This window comes from Rhodococcus sp. JVH1 (assembly GCF_000280725.2).
In the GTDB taxonomy this organism is placed as follows: domain Bacteria; phylum Actinomycetota; class Actinomycetes; order Mycobacteriales; family Mycobacteriaceae; genus Rhodococcus_F; species Rhodococcus_F jostii_A.
On record NZ_CP166289.1, the window covers coordinates 2,851,057 to 2,872,756 of the forward strand.

The following is a 21,700-nucleotide window of genomic DNA, read 5'->3' on the forward strand; positions in this document are numbered from 1 at the left end:
GGCATCTACTCCAGAATCAGCTTGGCGGAAGTTTCGAGTCGATCGGCGAATTGGGCGTAGGACCCGTATCCCATTCCGGCGCGAACCAGGCCGCCGGCGTACAACAGCTCCAGCGCCTCGAGGACGTCGGGATCGTGGCCCTCGCCCAGTGCGGTGGCGAGGCGGTCGCGGATCTCCAGCCCGATGCGGGCTCGGAGGTGTTCCACGTCGGGGTCGCGGCCGAGCAGTGCGTTGGTGACGGCTCCGGCGAGTTCGGGTTCGTCCGCCACCAGGAGTGCGATGTGGCGGAGCACGGCGACCACGCGTCCGGTGCGATCGAGTCCCTCGTCCACCGGCTGCGGTGAGGCGGCGAGGCGCCGCCAGAAGACCTCGGCGACGAGGTGCTCCTTGGACGAGAAGTACGTGTAGGCCGTCGCGGGCGCGACCCCGGCGATGCCGGCCACCGAGCGGACGGTGAGTCCCGCGAATCCCTCTTCGCGCAGTACTTCGACTGCCGCTTTGGTGAGGCGGTCGACGGTGTCGGCCTGCTTCTCGGTCAGACGGCGGCGGGTGGACTCGAAATTCATACTACTGGACACGTGTCTGGACGCTACTACAGTTGCCGTCGGCTGGCAACGAAAATCGGCTCTCACACGGGACTGCGCGGGTGAATTCGCACGGGCATCGTCTTGATGCCGCTGATGAAATTCGACCGCAGCCGGACGACTGGCCCGGTGGGTTCGACGCGGTCGATCCGCGCGGCGAGCGTCTCGAAGAGGATCTTCAATTCGAGCCGCGCCAGGTGGGCACCGAGGCAGAAGTGCACCCCGCTACCGCCGAACGCGACCTGCGGGTTGGGGCTCCGGCCGATGTCGAACCGGTACGGCTCGTCGAAGACGTCCTCGTCCCGGTTGGCGCTCGGATAATAGATCACCACCTTGTCGCCGGCCCTGACCAACTGATCGCCGATGTAGGCGTCCCGGGTGGCGGTGCGCCGGAAATCCATCACCGGGGTCACCCACCGCAGGATCTCCTCCACCGCGCTCGCAGCCAGTTCCGGCTCGGACTGCAGTCGTCGCCACTGATCGGGATGATCGATGAAGGCCTGCATCCCACCGGCGGTCGCGTTGCGCGTCGTTTCGTTCCCCGCCACCACGAGGAGGACGAAGAACATGTTGAATTCCATCTCGGTGAGCGTGTCGCCGTTCTCGTCCGGCTGCACGAGCCTGGTGACGATGTCGTCGCGAGGCTCGATGCGGCGTTGCGCCGCAAGCTCGTTGGCGTACAGAAAGATCTCCGCCGCGGCCATTTCGCCGTCCGCCTGGGTGGTGCCGTACTCGGGATCGTCGAAGCCGATCATCCGGTTGGACCAGTCGTAGAGCTTGTCCACGTCCCCGGCGGGCGCACCCAGCAGCGCCGCGATGACCTCGAGCGGCAACGGTGCCGCCGCCTCGGGAACGAAGTCGACGTCGCGTGCCTCGAGCAGCCGATCGACGATCCGGGCACAGATGTTGCGGATGTGACCCTCGAGCACTTTGACTGTGCGCGGGGTGAATCCGCGGCTGACGAGCTGCCGCAGCCGGGTGTGGTCGGGCGGGTCGAGGTTGACGAGCATGGCGGCCTGCTTCGCGCGGGTCAGCTCGTCGAAATCGTCGATCTGAGTGGTGCCCACCGCCGACGAGAACGTCGCGCTGTCGCGGGACACGGCGACGACGTCGGCATGCTTGGTGACCGCCCAGAATCCGGTGCCGTTCTCCTCGGGCTGCCAATAGACGGGTTCGCTCGCCCGCAGGTGGTCGAAGAACGCGTAGGGGACCCCTTCCGCGTAGACGTCGGGGGACTTGAGATCAATCCGAGACGCGGTCATACACTGCTCCTCGATCGATAAACGAATGGGATGCGTCTTAAACTACACACTTTCATTTATAATGGAAGCCCTTATGCTGGGCCCATGGCGAAAGGGCAGAACGGACCGATCCGACGTCGCACACTCACGCGAGACAAGGTCGTGGATGCCGCGATCGAGATCATCGACGAACTCGGCTGGGAGCCACTGTCGATGACGAGTCTCTCCGCCCGGCTGAACGTCGTCACCGCATCGCTCTACAACCACGTCCGCAACCTCGACGACATCCGCGGTGCAGTCCAGGTGCGCACCATGGCGGAACTCGGTGCCCATCTGCGCGAGATCGCCATGGGCCGGACCGGTCCCGACGGCCTCCGCGCACTCGTCGACGCGCACCGCGTCTGGGCAACTCGCCATCCGCATCGGTATCAGACGCTGACCACCAGCCCGGTGGACCGCGACGCCTTCATCTCCGCGGCACTCGATGCGAACACGGCGCTGCGCACGATGCTGGCGTCGTGCGGACTGCCGCCCGAGGACACCCTCGACGCGGCCGTCAGCATCTTCGCCGCCATGCACGGTTTCGTCATGCTGGTGAACACCGACTTCCTCGGCGACGAACTCGACCTGGACTCGATCTACGAATCGGTGCTGCGCGGAGCACTGTCCAGCGTCGGGTGGCCGGAGCGAACGCACACCCCGTCCTGAAAGGCCATTACCCCAATTGTTGCCGTTCTCAGACCCAGGCGTCAGAAGGGTTCGGCCGCCACGTCGAGATCGCGGCGATCACGTTCGCCGACACCCGGGCCCACGCAACAGCCGGCGACACCGTTCGGTTGCCGCGAATCCCTCGCGCGCCCGGGTGGTCGGCACGTCGGAGGAGATCACCTCGTCCCCTAGCCCGCCGGCGCGTGGAGAGACGACACTGGCGGTGAGCTGGCCGCGCAGGCTCACCCTCGGTACTGCGAGGAAACCGGGCGACGACATCACTCGAATTCGGGGGCCCGCCCACCGCCCCACAACTGCTCTGTGAGGTCCTGGAAACACACGAACGTGACGGGGTCATCCTTCCGGCGCAACACCGACCTGCTCACCGCTGCACGCACAACGAAACCTTCGCGATGGGCGAGTTCGATTACCTTCCCCGCAAAGTCCCGCAGCAACGCCACCGATGCGGGGCCGCCCGGCGACGACGCCGAAACGACCACGTCCGCGACCGAACACCCGGCAAACCAGTGCTCGGGATACCCCAGCATCCGCTGGAGTGCCGGGTTGGCATGCACAATCACCCCCTCATCATCGACAGCGAGGGCGGGAACCGGAAGCCGCTCGAGCAACCTCAGCGCCGGAAGCTGCTCCAAATAGCCCAGCGCGGTGTTCGGGTCCGACCGTCGCCTGTCCCTACCCGGCCCTGCCGACGCCCACCTCCGTCTCACCCAGCGGACCAACACATCGAACCGTGCCAGACCGAACAGTGGAGGCAACGTCGATCGTCGGCCAGATCGTGGAATTATCGTTGCATGCGATCGTCCGTCACCAGCACATTCACCGGGAGGACACTGTCGAACAATTTTGGTGCAAAACAACATACATTCTCTCCGTGCGTAATTCCGACACCAAGTGCTCGGCTATCCGCGGGCCTCTGCGTCAGCTTCATTGGGCCGCTTTCGCCCAGGCACAAGTCGATTCCACGAGCCGCTATCCGCCGCCAGAGCGACGTGATCACCGAGAGTATTTGCGCTCGTGCTATTTTCGACCTTGATTCGTACGCGGCGTCGCCCGCCGCGTACGGCGGGACGATTTCACTCGCCCGTGCGGGACGCGGGTTCTGCCGATGTAGGCGTCGAGTTCCCGCGGCGTGATGCATTCCATAGTAGTGGCACGGGGTCCGAAAGACTTATCCCTACGGGACGTAGGGCTGATCATTCCGGGACACGTCGCGGCCGGCCGCCTACGACGAAGTCGTGGCCCATGTGATGCCGGACCATTCAATCACCGCTCACCGTGAGCGGAACCCACCAACTCCGCCAACTCGTCGAGCGACCACGGCGGCTCGGTCTCGTGGTCGCGGTAGGCCAGCACCGTCGGCGTCGGCCGGCCGAATCTGCCGACAAAGCACCCTGATCCGGCGAAGATCCCGCCGGTGATTCCGGCAGCGAGGTCGGTGGCCAGGAACGCGTACAGCTGGGCGACGTAGTCGGCGGGTGCCGGATGCAGCGAGCCGTAGCGCGTTGCGTCGTCGAGCATCCCGCGTCTGTGCAGTTCCTCGATGTGCCGCTCGTACTCCGCTCCCACCGACAACCGGGTCTTCGCCCCGGGGCACACGACGTTGGCGCGGACGCCGGACTCGGCCAGTTCGGCCGCGATGGCGAGGGTCAGGCTGTTGACCGCCCCCTTGCCGGCGGGATATCCGGTTCCGCCGTAATCGCCGAGGAACGCGAACGAACTCGTGTTCACGATGGCTCCGCGCCTCCGTTCCGCCATCAGGGGCGCCGCGGCCCGGCAAGTGCGGAACGTCGCCGTCAGGTGCGCATCGACGAGTTCGCGCCACTGTTCGTCGGTGACGGTGAGGATGGACGACCCGGCAGGCTCCGCGACGCCGGCGCAGTTGATCAGCACGTCCACCTGGCCGAATGCACATTCCGCGGCATCGACCAGCGCCTCCGCGACGCCGTCGACGGCGGCCGAACCAGCCACCGCGATCGCCCGGCCACCGCCGAGCACGATCTCCTCGGCGACCTTCTCCGCCGCATCGGGATCACGGCCGTTGACCACCACGCCGGCTCCCTCCGCCGCGAGCGCGTGCGCGACCGCCCGGCCGATCCCCCGGCTCGAGCCGGTGACGACGGCGCCTCGCCCGTCCAGCCGTCTCTCGTCGCGTGAATTCATCGCACCTCCGGCAACTCGTCATTGCGGCATCCAGTTGTTCAAACTATAGTCCAGACACATGTCCAGTTTTCAGAGATCGCTGTGACACCCACCCGATTCGGAAGCGAAAATCCATGACTCTGCGCCCCACCGACAGCTCCGCTCTCCTGGTCGACGGCAAACTGATTCCCGGCTCCGGCGGCACGTTCGAGGTGATCAACCCGGCCACCGAGGAGGTACTGGGGAGGGCCGCCGACGCCACCGCGTCCGACATGGACGCCGCGATCGCAGCGGCCCGGCGGGCCTTCGACGACACCACGTGGTCCCGCGACCACGCCTTCCGCGCCCGCTGCCTGCGGCAGCTGCGCGACGTACTGCAGTCCCACATCGAGGAACTGCGCGACATCACCATCGCCGAGGTCGGCGCCCCGGCCTTCCTCACCAGCGGACCGCAACTCGAAGGCCCGGTCGCCGACCTCGGGTACTTCGCGGACCTCGCCGAAAGCTATTCCTGGGAACAGGATCTGGGCATCGCCACACCGATGGGCATCAAGACCCGCCGACGCGTCCTCAAGGAGGCCGTCGGCGTCGTCGGGGCCATCACACCGTGGAACTTCCCGCACCAGATCAACTTCGCCAAGATCGGCCCCGCGCTGGCGGCCGGCAACACGGTGGTCCTCAAGCCCGCCCCCGACACTCCGTGGTGCGCCGCCCTCGTCGGGCATCTGATCGCCGAGGAGACCGACCTCCCGGCCGGTGTCGTCAACATCGTCACGTCGAGCGACCACTCCCTCGGCGCTCAGCTCTCCACCGACCCCCGCGTCGACCTCGTGTCGTTCACCGGATCGACCACGACGGGCAAGGCCGTGATGGCGGCCGCGTCCGATTCGCTGAAGAAGGTGTTCCTCGAACTCGGCGGCAAATCGGCGTTCATCGTGCTCGACGACGCCGACCTCGCCGGTGCGTGCGGGGTCGCCGCGTTCACCGTGTCCACCCATGCGGGGCAGGGCTGTGCCATCACCACCCGGCTGCTCGTTCCCCGCGAGAAGTACGACGAGGCGGTCGAGGCCACGGCCCGGACACTCCGCGGATTGCACGCGGATGATCCTGCGAAGCCCGGCACCATCTGCGGTCCCCTCGTCTCCGCGCGGCAACGCGCCCGCGTCGAGGACTACCTGCGGCTCGCGCGTGAAGAGGGTGGCACGATCGTGGTCGGTGGTGGCCGCCCGGCCGATCGGGACCGCGGATTCTTCGTCGAACCCACTCTGATCGCCGGCCTCGACAACACCGCGCGGGTGGCGCGGGAAGAGATCTTCGGACCCGTGCTGGTGATCATTCCCCACGACGGCGACGAGGACGCGATCAGCATCGCCAACGACTCGCCGTACGGGCTGTCCGGGTCGGTGTGGGGCGCGGACCCCGCACGCGTGAAGCGAGTGGTCGACGGCGTGCGCACCGGAACGCTCAGCGTCAACGGCGGCGTCTGGTATTCCGCCGACGCCCCGTTCGGCGGTTACAAGCAGTCCGGAATCGGCCGCGAGATGGGTGTGGCCGGCTTCGAGGAATACGTGGAAACCAAGCTGGTCGCGGAACCGGCCCAGTAAGAGGGAGTCAATCGATATGGGACGTTTCGACGGGAAGACCGCCATCGTCACCGGCGCCGCCCAGGGCATCGGCGAGGGCTACGCGCGCGCCCTCGCCCGCGAGGGTGCGAACGTGGTGGTGGCCGATCTCAATGCGGAGCTCGGTGAGACCGTGGCCAAGCAGATCAGCGCGGACGGCGGGATCGCGGTGTTCAAGGACGTCGACGTCGCCGACGAGGACTCGGCGAAGCACCTCGCCGATTTCACGGTCGAGAAGTTCGGCGGCATCGACCATCTCGTGAACAACGCCGCGATCTACGGCGGCATGAAGCTCGACCTCCTCATCACCGTGCCGTGGGACTACTACAAGAAGTTCATGGCCGTGAACTTCGACGGCGCCCTCAACGTGACCCGCGCGGTGTGGCCGCACATGAACAGCGGCGGTGGCGGATCGATCGTCAACCAGTCGTCCACGGCCGCCTGGCTGTACTCCGGCTTCTACGGACTCGCGAAAGTCGGGATCAACGGCCTCACCCAGCAGCTCGCCCACGAGGTGGGCGGCATGAACATCCGGGTCAACGCCATCGCGCCCGGACCGATCGACACCGAAGCCACCCGCACCGTCACGCCGGGAAATATGGTGGCAGACATGGTCAAGACGTTGCCGCTGAAGCGGATGGGCACCCCCGACGACCTCGTCGGTGCCTGCCTGTTCCTGCTCTCCGACGAGGCCGGCTGGATAACCGGGCAGATCTTCAACGTCGACGGCGGACAGATTTTTCGGTCATGACCACGACCGAACAGGTATCCGTCGGCTACATCGGCCTCGGCAACATGGGTGCGCCCATGGCCAAGCGGCTGCTGAACCGCCCCGGCGGACTCATCGTGTGCGACACCCGGCCGGAGGCGCTGGAACCGTTCGGCAAGGCGGGCGCGAGGGTGACGTCGAGCCCGCGGGAGGTGGCGGAGAACGCGGACGTCATCTCGGTGACCGTGCTGAACGACGAGCAGGTGCGCGCGGTCGTCACACAGATCCTCGACACCGCGCGGCCGGGCACCGTCGTGGCAGTGCACTCCACCATCAGCGACGTCACCGCCGTCGAACTCGCCGACCGCTGCCGGGCGCACGGCGTCGACCTGATCGACGCGCCCGTCAGCGGCGGCGCCCCCGGCGCGCTCGAGGGGAAGCTCGCGGTGATGGTCGGGGCGAGCGACGACGCGTTCGAGAAGGTGCGGGAGCCGTTCGGGCACTGGGCCGAACTCGTCGTGCACGCCGGAGATGTGGGCGCGGGAACGCGGATGAAGCTGGCCCGCAACCTGCTGCATTTCATCTCGTTCACGGCTGCCGCCGAGGCGCAGCGGCTCGCCGAGGCCGCCGGTCTCGACATCACCGAACTCGGCAAGGTCGTCCGGCACACCGACGCGATCACCGGTGGCGCCGGCGCGATCATGCTCCGCGACACCACTGACGCTCTCGACGAGACCGACAACTGGTACCCGATCATGACCCACGTCCGAGACCTCGGGGAGAAGGACCTGTCGCTGGCGATCGGGCTCGGCGAACGACTCGACGTCGCGCTGCCGCTCGCCCGGCTCGCGCTCACGGGCCTGGGTCCTGGACTCGGCGTCGACAGCACCGTCGACAAGAAGGAGCAACCATGACGGACGACACCCGCACCCGCGGCCTGGCCATGATGGAGAAGGTCTACGGATTCGAGATGCAGGACGGGCCCGGCGCGCATTTCGCCGTCACCGCCGACCACCTGTTCGCCGACATCTGGTCGCGGCCCGGGCTGAGCATCCGCGACCGCCGGCTTCTCCTCCTCGGTGCGCTCACCGCGCAGGGGCTCGTCGACGTCGCCGAGATCCAGGTGGGGGCGGCCCTGCACAACGAGGAACTGGACGAGGACCAACTCCGGGAGATCGCGCTGTTCCTGTGCCACTACGTGGGCTGGCCGTTGGGGACGAAACTCGACTCGATGATCGGCGGGGTGCTACACAAGCGGAAGAAAGCGGCCAGAGCGGCCGCCCCGGATGCAGAGGCCACATGAGCACCGAACACCTGACACCAGAGCTTCTCCGACTCGCCGACTCCACGCCCGGCTTCATGCCGGAGGACGAGGGGACGGCCCTGCACGAGGCCGCGATGCAGTACCTGCCCCCCGGCGGGGTAGGCGTCGAGATCGGCACGTACTGCGGTCGTTCGACGATCTATCTCGGGGCGGCGGCAAAGGCGCGGGCCGCCCGCATCGTCACGATCGATCACCACCACGGTTCCGAGGAGCATCAGCCCGGCTGGGAATATCACGAACCGGCGTTCGTCGACCCGCACACCGGTCTGCTCGACACGGTCGGCCGGTTCCGGCACACGATGGCCGACTCGGGGCTCGAGGACTACGTCGTGGGTGTGCTGGGCCGGTCGTCGACGGTCGCGACATTCTGGCGCACTCCCGTGCACTTCGTGTTCATCGACGGCGGCCACACGTCGGAGGCGGCGTCGGCGGATCTCGAGGGGTGGGCGCCGTGGGTGAACGTCGGCGGCGCCCTGGTGATCCACGACGTGTTCCCCGACCCGGCGGACGGCGGACGCCCGCCGTTCGAGATCTACGAACGGGCGCTGGCGACAGGACAATTCAAGGAAACGTCCGTCACCGGGTCGCTTCGCGTTCTCGAGCGGGTGGGCGGTCAGACGGGCGAACCGCTGGCGTGACAGTAGTCGCCGCAGCGGTCGAGGCCGATCGGTAGTCCCACGGGCAGCGCCGCGTCCCGGAAGATCCCGTGTCCGGGCGTGGTGCGGGACAACGCGTCCGCGGCGAGGATCATCGCCCCGCCCGTCCACGTGGTCTGCTCGACCGGCCACCGCTTGCCGTCGTTGTAGACGAGCCCCGTCCAGTACGAGCCGTCCGGATCCCGCAGATGCTGCATGGCGGTGAACTGTGCGAGCGCGCGGCTGTGTTCCCCCATCGCGTCGAGCGCCAGCACCAGTTCGCATGTTTCGGCGCCGGTCACCCATGGCCGGTGGTCCACGCAGCGGATGCCGAGTCCCTCGACCACGAAGTCGTCCCACCGCGACGCGATGCGGTCCGACGCGACCTCACCGCGGACGGCGCCCCCGAGGATCGGGTAGTACCAGTCCATCGAGTATTCGTCCTTGATCGCGAACGCCTCCGGGTGCTGCCTGATCGCGTGACCCAGGGTATATTTCGCGAACTCCCATTCCGGCTGCGGTTCGTCGACCAGCCGGGCGAGGAGCAGCCCGCAGTGCAGGCTGTGGTGAATGCTGGAGTTCCCGGTCAGCAGCGCCTCGGGGCAGTCCTGACCGTTCTCGCCGCGGGCCCACCAAATTTCGCCGCTCGACGACTGCATGTCGACCACGAAATCGAGACCGCCCTGCACGGACGGCCATAGGGTGTCGACGAAATCCCGGTTGCCGGTGATCAGGTAGTGGTGCCACACCCCCACCGCGAGATAGGCGCAGAAGTTGCTGTCGGAATCGTGATTCTCCACGGCCCCGTCACGGAACTTCATCGGCCACGAACCGTCCGGTCGTTGTGTGCGCCGCGACCACTCGTACGCGCCCTCCGCCTCGTCGATCAGGCCGGCGACGGTGAGTGCCATAGCAGACTCGACGTGATCCCACGGGTCGGTGTGCCCACCGGGAAACCACGGCAGCGCCCCCGACGACTCCTGCGCTGCCGCGATCGACCGTGCCGTCTGCCTGACCTGGCTCTCCGACAACACGTTCGGAACCGACGGGACGCCGGCGGCTCTCACCGCGGCGCCTTCACCACGCTCGGTTCCCTCGGCTTCTCGAGGTAGAACACGACGCTCTTGCCGACCACGGGGTTGAGGACCATCTCTGCGGTGCGCGTGAGCCAGGGGGCTTTCATCATGTCCCACACCAGAACCTGGTGATACGCCTTCGCGAGGGGGTTGTCGTTGTTTTCCACCCCCACCGCACACTTGAGCCACCAGTACGGCGAATGGAGGGCGTGGGCGTGATCCCGGCCCCGGACCTCCAGGCCGGCGGCCGTCAGCTTCTCCGCCAGCTCGTCGGCGCGGTAGATGCGGACGTGGCCACCCTCCACCTCGTGGTACGCGTCGGACAGCGCCCAGCAGATCTTCTCCGGCAGCCACCGCGGAACCGTCACCGCCGCAACACCACCCGGCTTGAGAATGCGGGTCAGCTCGGCGATGGCCCGGCCGTCGCGCGGCACGTGTTCGAGGACCTCGGAGATGAGAACCACGTCGAACGTCGCATCCTCGTACGGCAGGTTCAGCGCATCGCCGACCTCCACCCGAGCCGAGGCTCCAGCCGGGACCTCACCGACCTCGGCCATCGCCACGAACATCTTCTCGACATCCGCAAGTTCGTCGGCGTTCTGGTCGAAGGCGATGACGTCGGCGCCGCGTCGATACAGCTCGAACGAGTGCCGCCCGGCGCCCGCCCCGATGTCGATCACCTTGTCGCCGGGCTTCACACCCAGCCGGTCGAAGTCCACGGTCAGCACGGTCGGCCTCCTTGACGGGTCTGCGCTATCGCTTCGGCATAGGTCTGCGCGGTTTTCGCGGCCACGGCGGCCCAGCTGTAGCGCTCGAGCACTCGCCGACGGCCACCGTCGCCGAGCCGGGCGCGGCGCTGCGGATCGTCGAGTAACGCGCCCAGCACGTCCGCAAGTTCCTGGGGGTCGCCCGGCGTCACCAGCACACACGCCTCCTCGTCCGTTCCCACCACCTCGGGAATGGCACCGGCGCGGCTCGCCACCAGCGGGGTGCCGCACGCCATCGCCTCGACGGCGGGCAGCGAGAAGCCCTCGTACAGCGACGGGACGCACGCGACGTCGGCCGACGCCAGCAGCGACGCCAGTTCGGCGTCGTCGATACCCGACACCGTCCGGACGACGTCGCCGATGGCCAGCTCCTCGATGAGCTTCTCCGTCACTCCCCCGGGCGCGAGTTTGGTGACCAGCACCAGTTCGACGGCGCGCTCGGTGTGCACCTTCGCCACCGCCTCGAGGAGCGTCGACACCCCCTTGAGGGGCATGTCGGCGCTGGCGACGCACACGACGCGGCCCGGAACCCGTGCGGCGGCCGGGGGCCGGAACACCTCGGTATCGACGCCCAACGGGATGGTCTGCAGGTTTCCGGCAGGAACGTCGAAGGCCGCGCTGATGTCGTCGGCGGAGGACTGCGACACCGTCAACAGCGCGGGGATGGCACGCGCCACCCGCTTCTGCATCCGCAGGAATCCGTACCAGCGCCGGACCGTCACCTGGCGCCACCACTTCGCCGACGCCAGGTCCAGTTCCCGGTCGCGGGTGATCGGGTGGTGGATGGTGGCGACGACGGGGAGTCCGGCCTTCTGGAGTTGTAGCAGCCCGTAGCCGAGGCACTGATTGTCGTGCACCACGTCGAACTCGTCGGCGCGCTGCTTCAGCAGTCGCGCGGCGCGGAGGCTGAACGTGAGCGGCTCCGGGAAACCGGCCGTCCACATGGTCGCGACCTCGAGCACGTCGACGGCGTCGCGGAACTCGCGCGGGTGCGGCGTTCTGAACGGATCCGGCTCGCGATACAGGTCGAGGCTGGGGACCTTCGTCAGCGTCACCCGCGGGTCGACGTCCGGGTACGGCTGCCCCGAGAACACCTCGACCTGATGGCCGAGTTCGACCAGCTCACGGCTGAGATGGCGTACGTACACACCCTGCCCACCACAGTGGGGCTTGCTTCGATACGACAAGAGTGCGATGCGCACGGACTTCGGCCTCTCCTCGAGCAGTTGGCAGCATACTAGAACACGTTCCTACTCGGGTGTGCCCTCATCCCATCCAACCGCACTCACTCATCCCACCGCGGTCGACTCGCGCAATCCCTCGAGTTTTCCGGACAGACGGCCCAGGTACGCCAAGACCTCTTCCTCACTGCGGTCGGGCAGTCCGTACACGACCTCGGTGACGCCGAGGTCCTTCCACCGCCGCAGTTTGTCCACGTCCGGCTTGCCGTCGAGCACCACGATCCGCGGTTCGCCGGCCCGGCCGGCCTCACGCCACATCCGTCGTAGCGTCGCAACGCGGTCGTCGATGTCCTGCTCGATCGGAGTGGTCATCCACCCGTCGGCCGATTTCACGATCCATCGGAAGTTCTTGTCGTTGCCGGCGGCGCCGACGATCACCGGAGGCACCCGGGACGGCTTGGGCCACGCCCAGCTCGGACCGAAGCTCACGAACTCGCCGTCGTAGGACGCCTCGTCCTGCGTCCACAGCGCACGCATCGCCTCGAGGTACTCGCGCAGCATCGTCCGGCGCCGTCCGGGCGGAACGTTGTGATCGGTGAGCTCGTCCAGATTCCACCCATACCCCACGCCGAGGGTCACCCGCCCGCCGCTGAGGTGGTCGAGCGAGGCGATCGTCTTGGCCAGCGTGATCGGGTCGTGCTCCACCGGCAGCGCCACCGACGTCCCCAGTTCGATCCGCTCCGTGACCGCCGACGCCGACGCCAGCGCCACCCACGGGTCGAGGGTGCGCATGTAGCGGTCGTCGGGCAGCGAAGCGTCGCCCGTCTGAGGATGCGCCGCATCGCGTTTCACCGGAATGTGCGTGTGCTCGGGCACGTAGAACGAGTCGAACCCGTTGGCCTCTGCACCCCTCGCAGCCGAGGCCGGCCCGATCCCGCGGTCACTCGTAAACAACGTAATGCCGAATTTCACGAATTCTCCTTGGCCGTTAGCCTTTTCCTTCTTGCACACTAACTTCTGGACACCTGTTTATCAATGTGTCCAAACAACTCTCCAGTTCTCCGCGCAGCAGGTGAGTGGCAATGCGTGCCCCAGCACACTTCGCCACTCACCTGCTCAGGCGCCGTACACCGGAACCGGGGTTTCGGCCTTCGCGAGCAGGTCGGCGACGACGGGTCCGATCTCCTTCGGTTCCCAGCGCGCACCCTTGTCCTGGGTGGGGCCGTGCCGCCAGCCCTCGGCGACGGTGATCTTGCCTCCCTCCACCTCGAACACGCGTCCGGTGACGTCCTTCGACTCCGTGCTGCCCAGCCACACGACGAGCGGGGAGATGTTCTCCGGCGCCATCGCGTCGAAACCCTCCTCGGGGGCGGCCATCGCCTCCGCCATCGCACCGCCGGCGCCGACGGTCATCCGGGTGCGTGCGGCCGGGGCGATCGCATTGACGGTGACGCCGTAGTTCTTCAGTTCCGCGGCCGCCTGAATGGTCATCTCCGCGATGCCCGCCTTCGCGGCGGCGTAATTGCCCTGGCCGATCGAACCCTGCAGTCCGGCACCGGAACTGGTGTTGACGATCCGGGCGTCGACCGGGTTACCCGCCTTCGCCTCGGCGCGCCAGTACGCGGCGGCGTGGCGCAGCGTCGCGAAGTGTCCCTTCAGATGGACGCGCACGACGGCGTCCCACTCCTGCTCGCTCATCCCGACGAGCATGCGGTCGCGCAGGAACCCGGCGTTGTTCACCAGCACGTCCAGGCGTCCGTACGTGTGAATGGCGGTGTTGATCAGGTTCTCGGCGCCCGCCCAGTCCGCGACGTCGTCGCCGTTCACGACGGCCTCGCCGCCCGCGGCGACGATCTCCGCGACCACCTGTTCGGCGGGGCTCTCCCCGGTGGCGGAACCGTCGATGCCGGCTCCGATGTCGTTGACCACGACCTTGGCGCCCTCGGCGGCGAACGCCAGCGCGTGGGCGCGTCCGATTCCGCGTCCGGCGCCCGTCACGATGACGACGCGACCGTCGACCACTCCACTCATGCCTTCTCCTCTGTAGATGCTGTAGCTGCCGCCAGGAAGGCGGGACGTTCTCCGCCGCCGTGGACGGTCAGTGTCGAACCGCTGACGTACGCCGCCAGCGGTGAAGCCAGGAACACCGCGCAGTTGCCGATGTCCTCGGGGCAGGCCATCCGGCCCAGCGGGACCGTGTCCCCGACCGCCGCGATCCCCGCCTCGTCGCCGTAGTGCAGATGCGCGAGTTCGGTGCGGACCAGGCCGACGACCACCGAGTTGACCCGCACCTTGGGTGCCCACTCGACCGCGAGACTGCCGGTGAGACTGTCGACCCCCGCCTTCGCCGCACCGTATGCCGCGGTGCCGGGCGACGGTCGCGAGCCGCTGACGCTGGAGATGTTCACGATCGCACCGCCCGAATCCTGCTTCTGCATCACCGCATTCGCGATCTGCGACACCAGCAGCGGGGCGAGCAGATTCAGCTCGACGATCTTGGAGTGGAACTTCGGACTCGCATCCGCGGCGAGCGCGAACGGTGCGCCGCCGGCGTTGTTGACCAGGACGTCCAGCCGTCCGTGCCGTTGCACGATCCGATCGGCGAGACCCTGCACCTGCTCCGGGTCACGGATGTCGCAGGGCAGGAATTCGATCGCCCGGCCGTCCACCTCCACCGGCGCCTCTCCCGGCCGGCGGGCGCAGGCCACCACCGTTGCGCCCGCCCGCAGGAAGGTGCGGCTGATGCCTGCGCCCACCCCGCGAACGCCGCCGGTCACGAGCACGATCGCCCCGTTCAGACCTGAATCCACGAATACCTCCGCTGTTGCATGTTCCGGCAGGCCCAGCTCAGAGCTGTCGGGCCCGCACATGTGCTAACTTACCAAGCAATCGCTTGGTTCGGTACAAGACGTTAGGAACATGCCATGGGCATCACCTCCACCACCGACGGAGACGGCATCACCACGGTCACCGTCGACTACCCGCCCGTGAACGCCATCCCGTCCCGGGGCTGGTTCGAGTTGGCCGACGCCGTACTCGACGCGGGCCGGAATCCGGACACCCACGTGGTGATCCTGAGAGCGGAGGGACGCGGGTTCAACGCCGGCGTCGACATCAAGGAAATGCAGGCCACCGACGGTTACGGCGCGCTGGTCGACGCCAACCGGGGCTGCGCGGCCGCGTTCGCCGCCGTCTACGACTGCGCCGTGCCCGTGGTGGTCGCGGTCAACGGATTCTGCGTCGGCGGCGGCATCGGCCTGGTCGGGAACGCCGACGTGATCGTGGCGTCCGACGACGCCGTTTTCGGACTGCCCGAGGTCGACCGCGGCGCACTCGGCGCCGCCACCCACCTCGCCCGGCTCGTCCCCCAGCACATGATGCGCACGCTGTACTACACGGCGCAGAACGTCACCGCCCAGCAACTCCAGCACTTCGGATCGGTGTACGAGGTGGTGCCGCGCGAGAAACTCGACGACACCGCCCGCGACATCGCCGCCAAGATCGCGGCCAAGGACACCCGGGTCATCCGCTGCGCCAAGGAAGCCATCAACGGCATCGACCCCGTCGACGTGAAGACCAGTTACCGCCTCGAGCAGGGCTACACCTTCGAGCTCAACCTGGCCGGCGTCTCGGACGAGCACCGCGACGAGTTCGTCGAGACCGGCAAGCCCCGCTCCCACTCGAACAACAGGAAAGGCTGACATCGATGGCGAGCAAGCGCGACAAGAGGATCTCGCTCGACGACGCGGTCGGGGAACTGCGCAGCGGGATGACCATCGGCATCGGCGGGTGGGGTTCGCGCCGCAAGCCGATGGCGCTGGTGCGGGCGCTGCTGCGTTCGGATGTCACCGACCTCACCGTCGTCACCTACGGCGGCCCCGACCTGGGGTTGCTGTGCTCGGCGGGCAAGGTCACGAAGGCGTACTACGGTTTCGTGTCCCTCGATTCGGCCCCGTTCTACGACCCGTGGTTCGCGAAGGCGCGGACCGCGGGTGAGATCGAGGTCCGCGAAATGGACGAGGGCATGGTCAAGTGCGGCCTCGAGGCCGCCGCCGCCCGGCTGCCGTTCCTGCCGATCCGCGCCGGGCTCGGCTCCGACGTCCGGAGATTCTGGGGCGACGAACTGCGCACCGTCACCTCCCCCTACCCCGACGCGTCCGGCAAGTCGGAGACGCTGATCGCGATGCCCGCCCTCAATCTCGATGCGGCCCTGGTCCATCTGAACCTCGGTGACAAGCACGGCAACGCCGCCTACACCGGAGTCGACCCCTACTTCGACGACCTGTACTGCGCGGCCGCCGAGAAGCGGTTCGTCTCCGTCGAACGCGTGGTGGAAACCGAGGAACTGGTGAAAACCGTTCCACTGCAGAACCTCATCCTCAACCGCATGATGGTCGACGGCGTGGTGGAGGCCCCGAACGGCGCCCACTTCACCCTCGCCGGAGACAGCTACGGACGCGACGAGAAGTTCCAGCGCCACTACGCCGAATCGGCGAAGACCCCCGAGGCGTGGCAGCAGTTCGTCGCCACCTACCTGTCCGGCAGCGAGGACGACTACCAGGCCGCCGTGAAGAAATTTGCAGAGGAGCAGGCATGAGCGAGACGATCACCGAAGTCACCCGCGCGGAGTACTGCGCGATCGCGTGCGCCGACATCTTCTCCGGGGCAGGCGAGATCATGGCCAGCCCGATGGCCACCCTGCCCCTGATCGGCGCCCGGCTCGCGCGACTGACCACCGAACCCGACCTGCTGATCACCGACGGTGAGGCCCTGATCTTCGCGGACACCCCCGCCGTCGGCGTGAAGGCCCCGATCGAGGGCTGGATGCCGTTCCGGAAGGTATTCGACGTCGTCGCCTCCGGCCGCCGGCACGTGGTGATGGGCGCCAACCAGATCGACCGGCACGGCAACCAGAACCTGTCGGCGTTCGGTCCGCTGCAGCAGCCGACGCGTCAGATGTTCGGCGTCCGCGGCGCACCCGGCAACACGATCAACCACCCCACCAGCTACTGGGTGGGCAAGCACTCGTCGCGGGTGTTCTGCGACACGGTCGACATCGTCTCGGGCGTCGGCTACGACCAGATCGACCCGGAGAACCCCGCCTACCGCTTCCACCACCTGCACCGGGTGGTGAGCAACCTCGGGGTGTTCGACTTCGGCGGACCCGACCACACGTTCCGGGCGCTGTCGCTGCACCCCGGCGTCACCGCCGACCAGGTCGCCGACAACACCTCGTTCGAGGTCGCAGGGCTCGCCGACGCCGGCGTGACCCGCGAACCCACCGACGAAGAACTGCGGCTGATCCGCGAGGTCCTCGACCCCCGCAGCCTGCGCGACCGGGAGGTGTCGGTATGAGCACGCTCCGCACCGCGCTGACCGAGTTGGTCGGCGTGCAGCACCCGGTGGTCCAGACCGGGATGGGCTGGGTGGCCGGACCGCGGCTCGTCGCCGGCACCGCCAACGCCGGCGGTCTCGGCATCCTGGCATCGGCGACGATGACATACACCGAACTCGAATCGGCGATCGCGAAGACGAAGACCCTCACCGACAAACCGTTCGGCGTCAACATCCGCGCCGACGCGTCCGACGCCCCGCATCGCATCGACCTGCTCATCCGGGAGAACGTGCGCGTCGCGTCGTTCGCGCTGGCACCGAAGCAGGAACTGATCGCGAAGCTGAAAGCCGCTGGCGTGGTGGTCATCCCGTCGATCGGCGCCGCCAAACACGCCAAGAAGGTCGCGTCGTGGGGCGCCGACGCGGTGATCGTGCAGGGCGGCGAGGGCGGCGGGCACACCGGGCCCGTGGCCACCACACTGCTACTGCCCTCGGTGCTCGACGCCGTCGACATCCCCGTCGTCGCAGCGGGCGGCTTCTACGACGGACGCGGGCTCGCGGCCGCCCTCGCCTACGGCGCCGCAGGCGTCGCGATGGGCACCCGCTTCCTGCTCACCCAGGAATCGACGGTCCCCGACTCCGTCAAACAGGAATACCTCGCCCGGGGACTGCAGGACACCACCGTCTCCCGCAAGGTCGACGGCATGCCCCACCGGGTCCTCAACACCGACCTCGTCAACAGCCTCGAACACTCCGGCAACATGCGCGGCCTGGTCGCGGCCGCCCGCAACGCGTCCAAGTTCAAGGCCATGACCGGCATGAAATGGTCGACGCTCGTCAAGGACGGCCTCGCCATGAAGAAGTCCAGCGACCGCACCTGGCAGCAGATCATCATGGCCGCCAACACCCCGATGCTGCTCAAGGCCGGGCTCGTCGAAGGCAACACCCACGCCGGCGTCCTCGCCTCCGGGCAGGTCGTCGGGCTGCTCGACGACCTGCCCACATGCAAGGACCTCATCGACGGCATCGTCGCCGACGCCATCAAACGCATCGACGCACTCGGCGCCCTCCGCGCCTGAACCAACGGGACGCTCGTTCGATCGGACGCGACGAGCGTCCCGTTCGTCGGGCTAGGCGGTGGCGGCCTCCGCCGCGCTCAGCTGGATGACGCGGCCTTCGCCGCGCTCAGCTGGATGACGCGGCCTTCGCCGCGATGCGCGCCCGGACCTCCGGCCGTCGCAGCGGGGGCATCGTCTGCGGCGGCTGCTTCCGCGGCGGCAGTGCCGCGAGCAGCTTCGTGGTGGCCTCGGTGACGACGGCTACCGCCTCCTCGAAGGGCTCACGGTTGGCGTCCGACAGCTTCTGTATTCCGCTGACCTTCCGAACGTACTGACGCGCCGCCGCCTCGATCTCCTCCGCGGTGGCCGCCGGTTCGAGTCCGCGCAACTCGGTGATGTTTCGGCACATGACTCGACGATAGCGCCGCCCGGCCCTCTGCGCGGCTCCTCGGCACTGGGCGAATGTACCTTTCGGCGCACCTGAGGCGCCGGAAAGTACATTTGCCCGCCGGGGGGTAGCGCGGCCTCAGCTGCGGGCGGGCTCCAGCGCGTCTTCGTCCGCGGGCACGGCGTCCGTCTCGACGTCCGGTAGTGGGGTGCGGGACCGCGCGGCCACGACGGCCGCGCCGAGCAGGACCAGCGCGATGAGGCACTGCGAGCTTCCGATCACCTCACGCACGGCCGCTTCCACCCAGCCGGACGACGAGGACTGCAGCACGAAGTTCGGGCCGATCAGGAAGATCAGGGTGGCGGCGCCGATGAGGGGTCGCCAGCTGCGGTACTGCGGTGCGATCAGGATCGGGATCAGCAGGATGCTGTACGCCCAGTGGTGGGTGACGGCGAACGGCGCGGCGAGCAGGGATGCCAGGGCTACGATCGACAGCGCGATCAGGTGCTCACCGGACCGGGTGAAGCGGTACGCCGACCACGCCGCGGCGGACACGATGACGGCTGCGCTGAGCACCCACAGCACGCTGGCCAGCCGGCCCTCCGCCCCGAGTCGCGCGATGACGCCGGTGACGGCCTGGTTGCGGAAGAAGTCGGGCGCGCCCGCACGGCCGGTGGCGAAGAACTCGGTGGTCCAGAACCACACCGACGACTGCGGCAGGAGCCAGAACCCGAGGCCGACGGTGACCAGGATGGTGGCGAGGGATCGTCCGATCGAGCGGAAGTCGCGGCGGACGAGCAGGACCAGGAGAAAGGCTGCCGGGGTGATCTTGACGGCCGCGGCGAGGCCGATGGCGACTCCGCGGAACCGCTTCGGGATCGCACCAGTGCAGTCGGCGACCACCAGTGCCATCAGGATGATATTGATCTGACCGAAGTCGAAGTTCGAGCGCATCGGCTCGAGGAGAAGCACCGGGCCCATCGACAGCAGAGCGAGAAGTTCGGGGCGTGCGACGTCGAGCTTCGACAGCGCCGCCTTGACCATCCACCACACGAGCCCGAGATTGAGGGCGCACCACAGCGCCTGCAGGACCGCGGGGTCGATCTCCGCCATCGGCGCGAAGAGGATCGCCGCGAAGGGTGCGTAGATGAACCTGAACCCGGAACTGCTCGGGAAGTCCGGGGAGTAGAGCGGCAGCCCGCTGACGAAGGCGTAGCCGGCGTCGCGGAACACGGAAAGGTCCATCAGGTAGCCCGTCGCCGCATCGAACTCCCGGTAGGCCACCGCCCCCAAGGAGAGGACGCCCACAAGGAGCGCGACGGCGTGGAGACGATAAGCCCTGAACTTCGATTCACTCTGTAACAAGAATTTGTTCTTTCATGATCGGCGTCGTGGTCAACGATCCACCGTAGCGGGCCGTGACCCAATCGTGACAAAGGCGAGGTCGTGGTACCCGAACCGCGCACTTCGTCATAGTTTATTTAAACTGATATATTTCAACCATGCCTGCGCGCGCCCTCGACAATCCTCTCGTCCTGCCGGTGCTCGGCCTGCTCCTCGAATCGCCGATGCACCCGTACCAGTTGGAGGTCACGCTGCGCGAGCGCAGCGAGGAGGGCCAGTGGCCGCTCAATCGCGGTTCGCTGAACAATGTGGTCGCGGCCCTCGCCGCGGCGGGCTGGATCGAGGAACACGAACGTGCGCAACGGGAAGGTCGGCCCGCCCGCACCGTCTACGCCCTCACCGAGGCCGGGCACGCGGAACTCGTGAGGCGACTCGACCTCCAGATCCGCAGTGCCGCACGAGAGTTCTCACCGTTCTTCGCGGCGATCAGCTACCTCGGCGCGCTGGGAGGCGAGGGCGCCGTCGACGCACTGACCGAGCGCGCCGAACGACTCACCGCGAGAATCGAATCCGACCAGGAACGGCTCACCCGAGCGCTCGACGACGGAGTGCCCGCGCTGTTCGTCGTCGAAGCGGATTACGCACTCCACGCGGCGCGGAGCGAACTCGCCTGGATCACGTCGACGATCTCCGACATCCACGCGGGCCACCTCACGTGGCCCGCCCCGCAGACGAAGGACGTGCAGCCGTGAGTCTCCTGTCCGCATCTACCCCGGTCAGGCTGTTCCGAACGTCCCTTCGAGCCGGTTCCGCGAACCGGGATGGACAAGACGCGCGGCGCTGACGAGCCCCCGCGAGGACCACGTGCGGCGCCGGATCATCAGGCACGGTTCAGCGCGGTCGATGTGGAGGAGCCGGCATTCCTCGGGCGACGCGAGGATCGCTTCGACGACGTGCTCGCCCCTCGTCAGGGGAGCTTCCACGCTCAGATAGTGATTGGGCGTCTGCTGGGTGAAGTCCTGATCGAGGTACCCGGGCGCCTCGGCGGGATTGACGAACCGGTCTTCGAGCTGGATCGGTGTGTCGTCCTCGTAGTGGATCATCAGCGAGTGGAACACCTTGCCGCGGATCGAATCCCGGATGAAGGCGTTCGCCGGATCGGCGTCTTCCTCACGCACGTACACCACTTCGGTTCGATGGCGGTGTCCGCGTTGCTGGATCTCGTCCGCGATGTTCTTGACCTCGAACAGGGACGACGCTGTCTTCGTGGCCGCGACGAACGTCCCCACACCCATCAGGCGCACCACGAGACCCTCGGCGCTGAGTTCGCGCAGCGCGCGGTTGATGGTCATGCGGGAGAGGCCGAGAGCGCCCACGAGCTGATTCTCCGAGGGCAGCTGATCGCCCTCCTGCCAGCGGCCGGCGTTGATCTGCGACACGATCAGCTGCTTGACGCGTTCGTACGCCGGGGCCGACTCCGTCCCCGGTCCGTTGTACAACGCAGCAAGCTCCGCGTCGACTACTGCGATCTCCACCACTGACACCCATCCCTCTGCAACACCGATGAAC

General features: G+C 67.6%; 24 protein-coding genes. 11 read left to right on the forward strand and 13 right to left on the reverse strand.

Annotated elements, in window-relative coordinates; translation table 11 throughout:
• Window positions 1–5: 5 nt before the first annotated feature.
• Both JVH1_RS12900 and JVH1_RS12905 read right to left on the reverse strand, forming a co-directional pair.
• The gene (locus JVH1_RS12900; protein WP_009477736.1) at window positions 6–566 is read right to left on the reverse strand and encodes a TetR/AcrR family transcriptional regulator; all 561 of its coding nucleotides are present in this window, start codon (window positions 564–566) and stop codon (window positions 6–8) included.
• A gap of 62 nt (window positions 567–628) precedes the next feature.
• On the reverse strand, window positions 629–1,846 hold the full coding sequence (locus JVH1_RS12905) for a cytochrome P450 (RefSeq protein ID WP_009477735.1): 1,218 nt from the start codon (window positions 1,844–1,846) through the stop codon (window positions 629–631).
• A gap of 84 nt (window positions 1,847–1,930) precedes the next feature.
• Here JVH1_RS12905 and JVH1_RS12910 point away from each other — a divergent pair, with 84 nt between their 5' ends.
• Complete coding sequence (locus tag JVH1_RS12910) at window positions 1,931–2,533, forward strand: TetR/AcrR family transcriptional regulator (protein WP_009477734.1); 603 nt, start codon at window positions 1,931–1,933, stop codon at window positions 2,531–2,533.
• Between the two features lie 278 nt (window positions 2,534–2,811).
• Here the strand turns inward: JVH1_RS12910 and JVH1_RS12915 are convergent, their stop codons facing one another.
• Together JVH1_RS12915 and JVH1_RS12920 are read right to left on the reverse strand one after the other, a co-directional pair.
• Entirely contained in the window at window positions 2,812–3,276 is a 465-nt protein-coding gene (locus JVH1_RS12915; RefSeq protein WP_237735251.1) for a PAS domain-containing protein, read from the reverse strand.
• 541 nt (window positions 3,277–3,817) lie between these two features.
• Window positions 3,818–4,714: an SDR family NAD(P)-dependent oxidoreductase gene (locus tag JVH1_RS12920; RefSeq protein ID WP_009477731.1), complete on the reverse strand. Its 897-nt coding sequence runs from the start codon at window positions 4,712–4,714 to the stop codon at window positions 3,818–3,820.
• A gap of 113 nt (window positions 4,715–4,827) precedes the next feature.
• Between JVH1_RS12920 and JVH1_RS12925 the strand changes: the two genes are divergently transcribed.
• Genes JVH1_RS12925 through JVH1_RS12945 form a run of 5 tightly spaced genes read left to right on the forward strand, consistent with a single transcriptional unit; the run spans window position 4,828 to window position 8,986 of the window.
• Window positions 4,828–6,297, forward strand: a complete 1,470-nt coding sequence (locus JVH1_RS12925; RefSeq protein ID WP_009477730.1) for an aldehyde dehydrogenase — start codon at window positions 4,828–4,830, stop codon at window positions 6,295–6,297.
• Window positions 6,298–6,313: 16 nt separating this feature from the next.
• Window positions 6,314–7,066, forward strand: coding sequence for an SDR family oxidoreductase (locus JVH1_RS12930; protein ID WP_009477729.1), 753 nt, complete (start codon window positions 6,314–6,316; stop codon window positions 7,064–7,066).
• Window positions 7,063–7,938 (forward strand): NAD(P)-dependent oxidoreductase, encoded by an 876-nt coding sequence (locus JVH1_RS12935; protein WP_009477728.1) that lies wholly within the window; start codon window positions 7,063–7,065, stop codon window positions 7,936–7,938. Before JVH1_RS12930 ends, JVH1_RS12935 begins: the two co-directional genes overlap by 4 nt.
• Window positions 7,935–8,327, forward strand: coding sequence for a carboxymuconolactone decarboxylase family protein (locus tag JVH1_RS12940; protein WP_005244588.1), 393 nt, complete (start codon window positions 7,935–7,937; stop codon window positions 8,325–8,327). The genes JVH1_RS12935 and JVH1_RS12940 overlap by 4 nt, the downstream gene beginning before the upstream one ends.
• Window positions 8,324–8,986, forward strand: coding sequence for a class I SAM-dependent methyltransferase (locus tag JVH1_RS12945; protein WP_009477727.1), 663 nt, complete (start codon window positions 8,324–8,326; stop codon window positions 8,984–8,986). Before JVH1_RS12940 ends, JVH1_RS12945 begins: the two co-directional genes overlap by 4 nt.
• On the opposite strand, the gene JVH1_RS12950 is transcribed toward JVH1_RS12945, so the two are convergent.
• The 6 genes from JVH1_RS12950 to JVH1_RS12975 form a co-directional block, all read right to left on the reverse strand.
• On the reverse strand, window positions 8,962–10,050 hold the full coding sequence (locus tag JVH1_RS12950; RefSeq protein ID WP_009477726.1) for a prenyltransferase: 1,089 nt from the start codon (window positions 10,048–10,050) through the stop codon (window positions 8,962–8,964). The genes JVH1_RS12945 and JVH1_RS12950 overlap by 25 nt on opposite strands.
• Window positions 10,047–10,787 (reverse strand): class I SAM-dependent methyltransferase, encoded by a 741-nt coding sequence (locus JVH1_RS12955; RefSeq protein ID WP_009477725.1) that lies wholly within the window; start codon window positions 10,785–10,787, stop codon window positions 10,047–10,049. The genes JVH1_RS12950 and JVH1_RS12955 overlap by 4 nt, the downstream gene beginning before the upstream one ends.
• Window positions 10,781–12,028 (reverse strand): glycosyltransferase family 4 protein, encoded by a 1,248-nt coding sequence (locus tag JVH1_RS12960; RefSeq protein ID WP_043780890.1) that lies wholly within the window; start codon window positions 12,026–12,028, stop codon window positions 10,781–10,783. The genes JVH1_RS12955 and JVH1_RS12960 overlap by 7 nt, the downstream gene beginning before the upstream one ends.
• 87 nt (window positions 12,029–12,115) lie before the next feature.
• Window positions 12,116–12,979 (reverse strand): LLM class F420-dependent oxidoreductase, encoded by an 864-nt coding sequence (locus JVH1_RS12965; protein ID WP_009477723.1) that lies wholly within the window; start codon window positions 12,977–12,979, stop codon window positions 12,116–12,118.
• A 144-nt stretch (window positions 12,980–13,123) separates the two neighbouring features.
• Window positions 13,124–14,038 (reverse strand): SDR family oxidoreductase, encoded by a 915-nt coding sequence (locus JVH1_RS12970; protein ID WP_043780888.1) that lies wholly within the window; start codon window positions 14,036–14,038, stop codon window positions 13,124–13,126.
• The gene (locus JVH1_RS12975) at window positions 14,035–14,817 is read right to left on the reverse strand and encodes an SDR family oxidoreductase (protein WP_043781028.1); all 783 of its coding nucleotides are present in this window, start codon (window positions 14,815–14,817) and stop codon (window positions 14,035–14,037) included. The genes JVH1_RS12970 and JVH1_RS12975 overlap by 4 nt, the downstream gene beginning before the upstream one ends.
• 114 nt (window positions 14,818–14,931) lie before the next feature.
• On the opposite strand from JVH1_RS12975, the gene echA20 reads away from it, so the two are divergent.
• The 4 genes from echA20 to ipdC are packed head-to-tail and all read left to right on the forward strand — an operon-like array spanning window position 14,932 to window position 18,420.
• Entirely contained in the window at window positions 14,932–15,708 is a 777-nt protein-coding gene (echA20, locus tag JVH1_RS12980; RefSeq protein WP_007300903.1) for a (7aS)-7a-methyl-1,5-dioxo-2,3,5,6,7,7a-hexahydro-1H-indene-carboxyl-CoA hydrolase, read from the forward strand.
• Window positions 15,709–15,713: 5 nt separating this feature from the next.
• Complete coding sequence (gene ipdA, locus JVH1_RS12985) at window positions 15,714–16,604, forward strand: cholesterol ring-cleaving hydrolase subunit IpdA (protein ID WP_009477722.1); 891 nt, start codon at window positions 15,714–15,716, stop codon at window positions 16,602–16,604.
• The gene (ipdB, locus tag JVH1_RS12990) at window positions 16,601–17,362 is read left to right on the forward strand and encodes a cholesterol ring-cleaving hydrolase subunit IpdB (protein ID WP_009477721.1); all 762 of its coding nucleotides are present in this window, start codon (window positions 16,601–16,603) and stop codon (window positions 17,360–17,362) included. The genes ipdA and ipdB overlap by 4 nt, the downstream gene beginning before the upstream one ends.
• The gene (ipdC, locus tag JVH1_RS12995; protein ID WP_009477720.1) at window positions 17,359–18,420 is read left to right on the forward strand and encodes a (3aS,4S,5R,7aS)-5-hydroxy-7a-methyl-1-oxo-octahydro-1H-indene-4-carboxyl-CoA dehydrogenase; all 1,062 of its coding nucleotides are present in this window, start codon (window positions 17,359–17,361) and stop codon (window positions 18,418–18,420) included. The genes ipdB and ipdC overlap by 4 nt, the downstream gene beginning before the upstream one ends.
• 106 nt (window positions 18,421–18,526) lie before the next feature.
• On the opposite strand, the gene JVH1_RS13000 is transcribed toward ipdC, so the two are convergent.
• A complete protein-coding gene (locus tag JVH1_RS13000; protein WP_009477719.1) occupies window positions 18,527–18,808 on the reverse strand; it encodes a DUF2277 domain-containing protein in 282 nt (93 codons plus the stop codon).
• 117 nt (window positions 18,809–18,925) lie between these two features.
• The gene (locus JVH1_RS13005; protein WP_043780885.1) at window positions 18,926–20,152 is read right to left on the reverse strand and encodes a glycosyltransferase family 87 protein; all 1,227 of its coding nucleotides are present in this window, start codon (window positions 20,150–20,152) and stop codon (window positions 18,926–18,928) included.
• Window positions 20,153–20,289: 137 nt separating this feature from the next.
• On the opposite strand from JVH1_RS13005, the gene JVH1_RS13010 reads away from it, so the two are divergent.
• On the forward strand, window positions 20,290–20,883 hold the full coding sequence (locus JVH1_RS13010) for a PadR family transcriptional regulator (RefSeq protein ID WP_009477717.1): 594 nt from the start codon (window positions 20,290–20,292) through the stop codon (window positions 20,881–20,883).
• A gap of 24 nt (window positions 20,884–20,907) precedes the next feature.
• Here JVH1_RS13010 and hutC read toward each other — a convergent pair whose 3' ends face one another.
• A complete protein-coding gene (hutC, locus tag JVH1_RS13015) occupies window positions 20,908–21,675 on the reverse strand; it encodes a histidine utilization repressor (protein WP_043781026.1) in 768 nt (255 codons plus the stop codon).
• Between the last annotated feature and the right edge of the window lie 25 nt (window positions 21,676–21,700).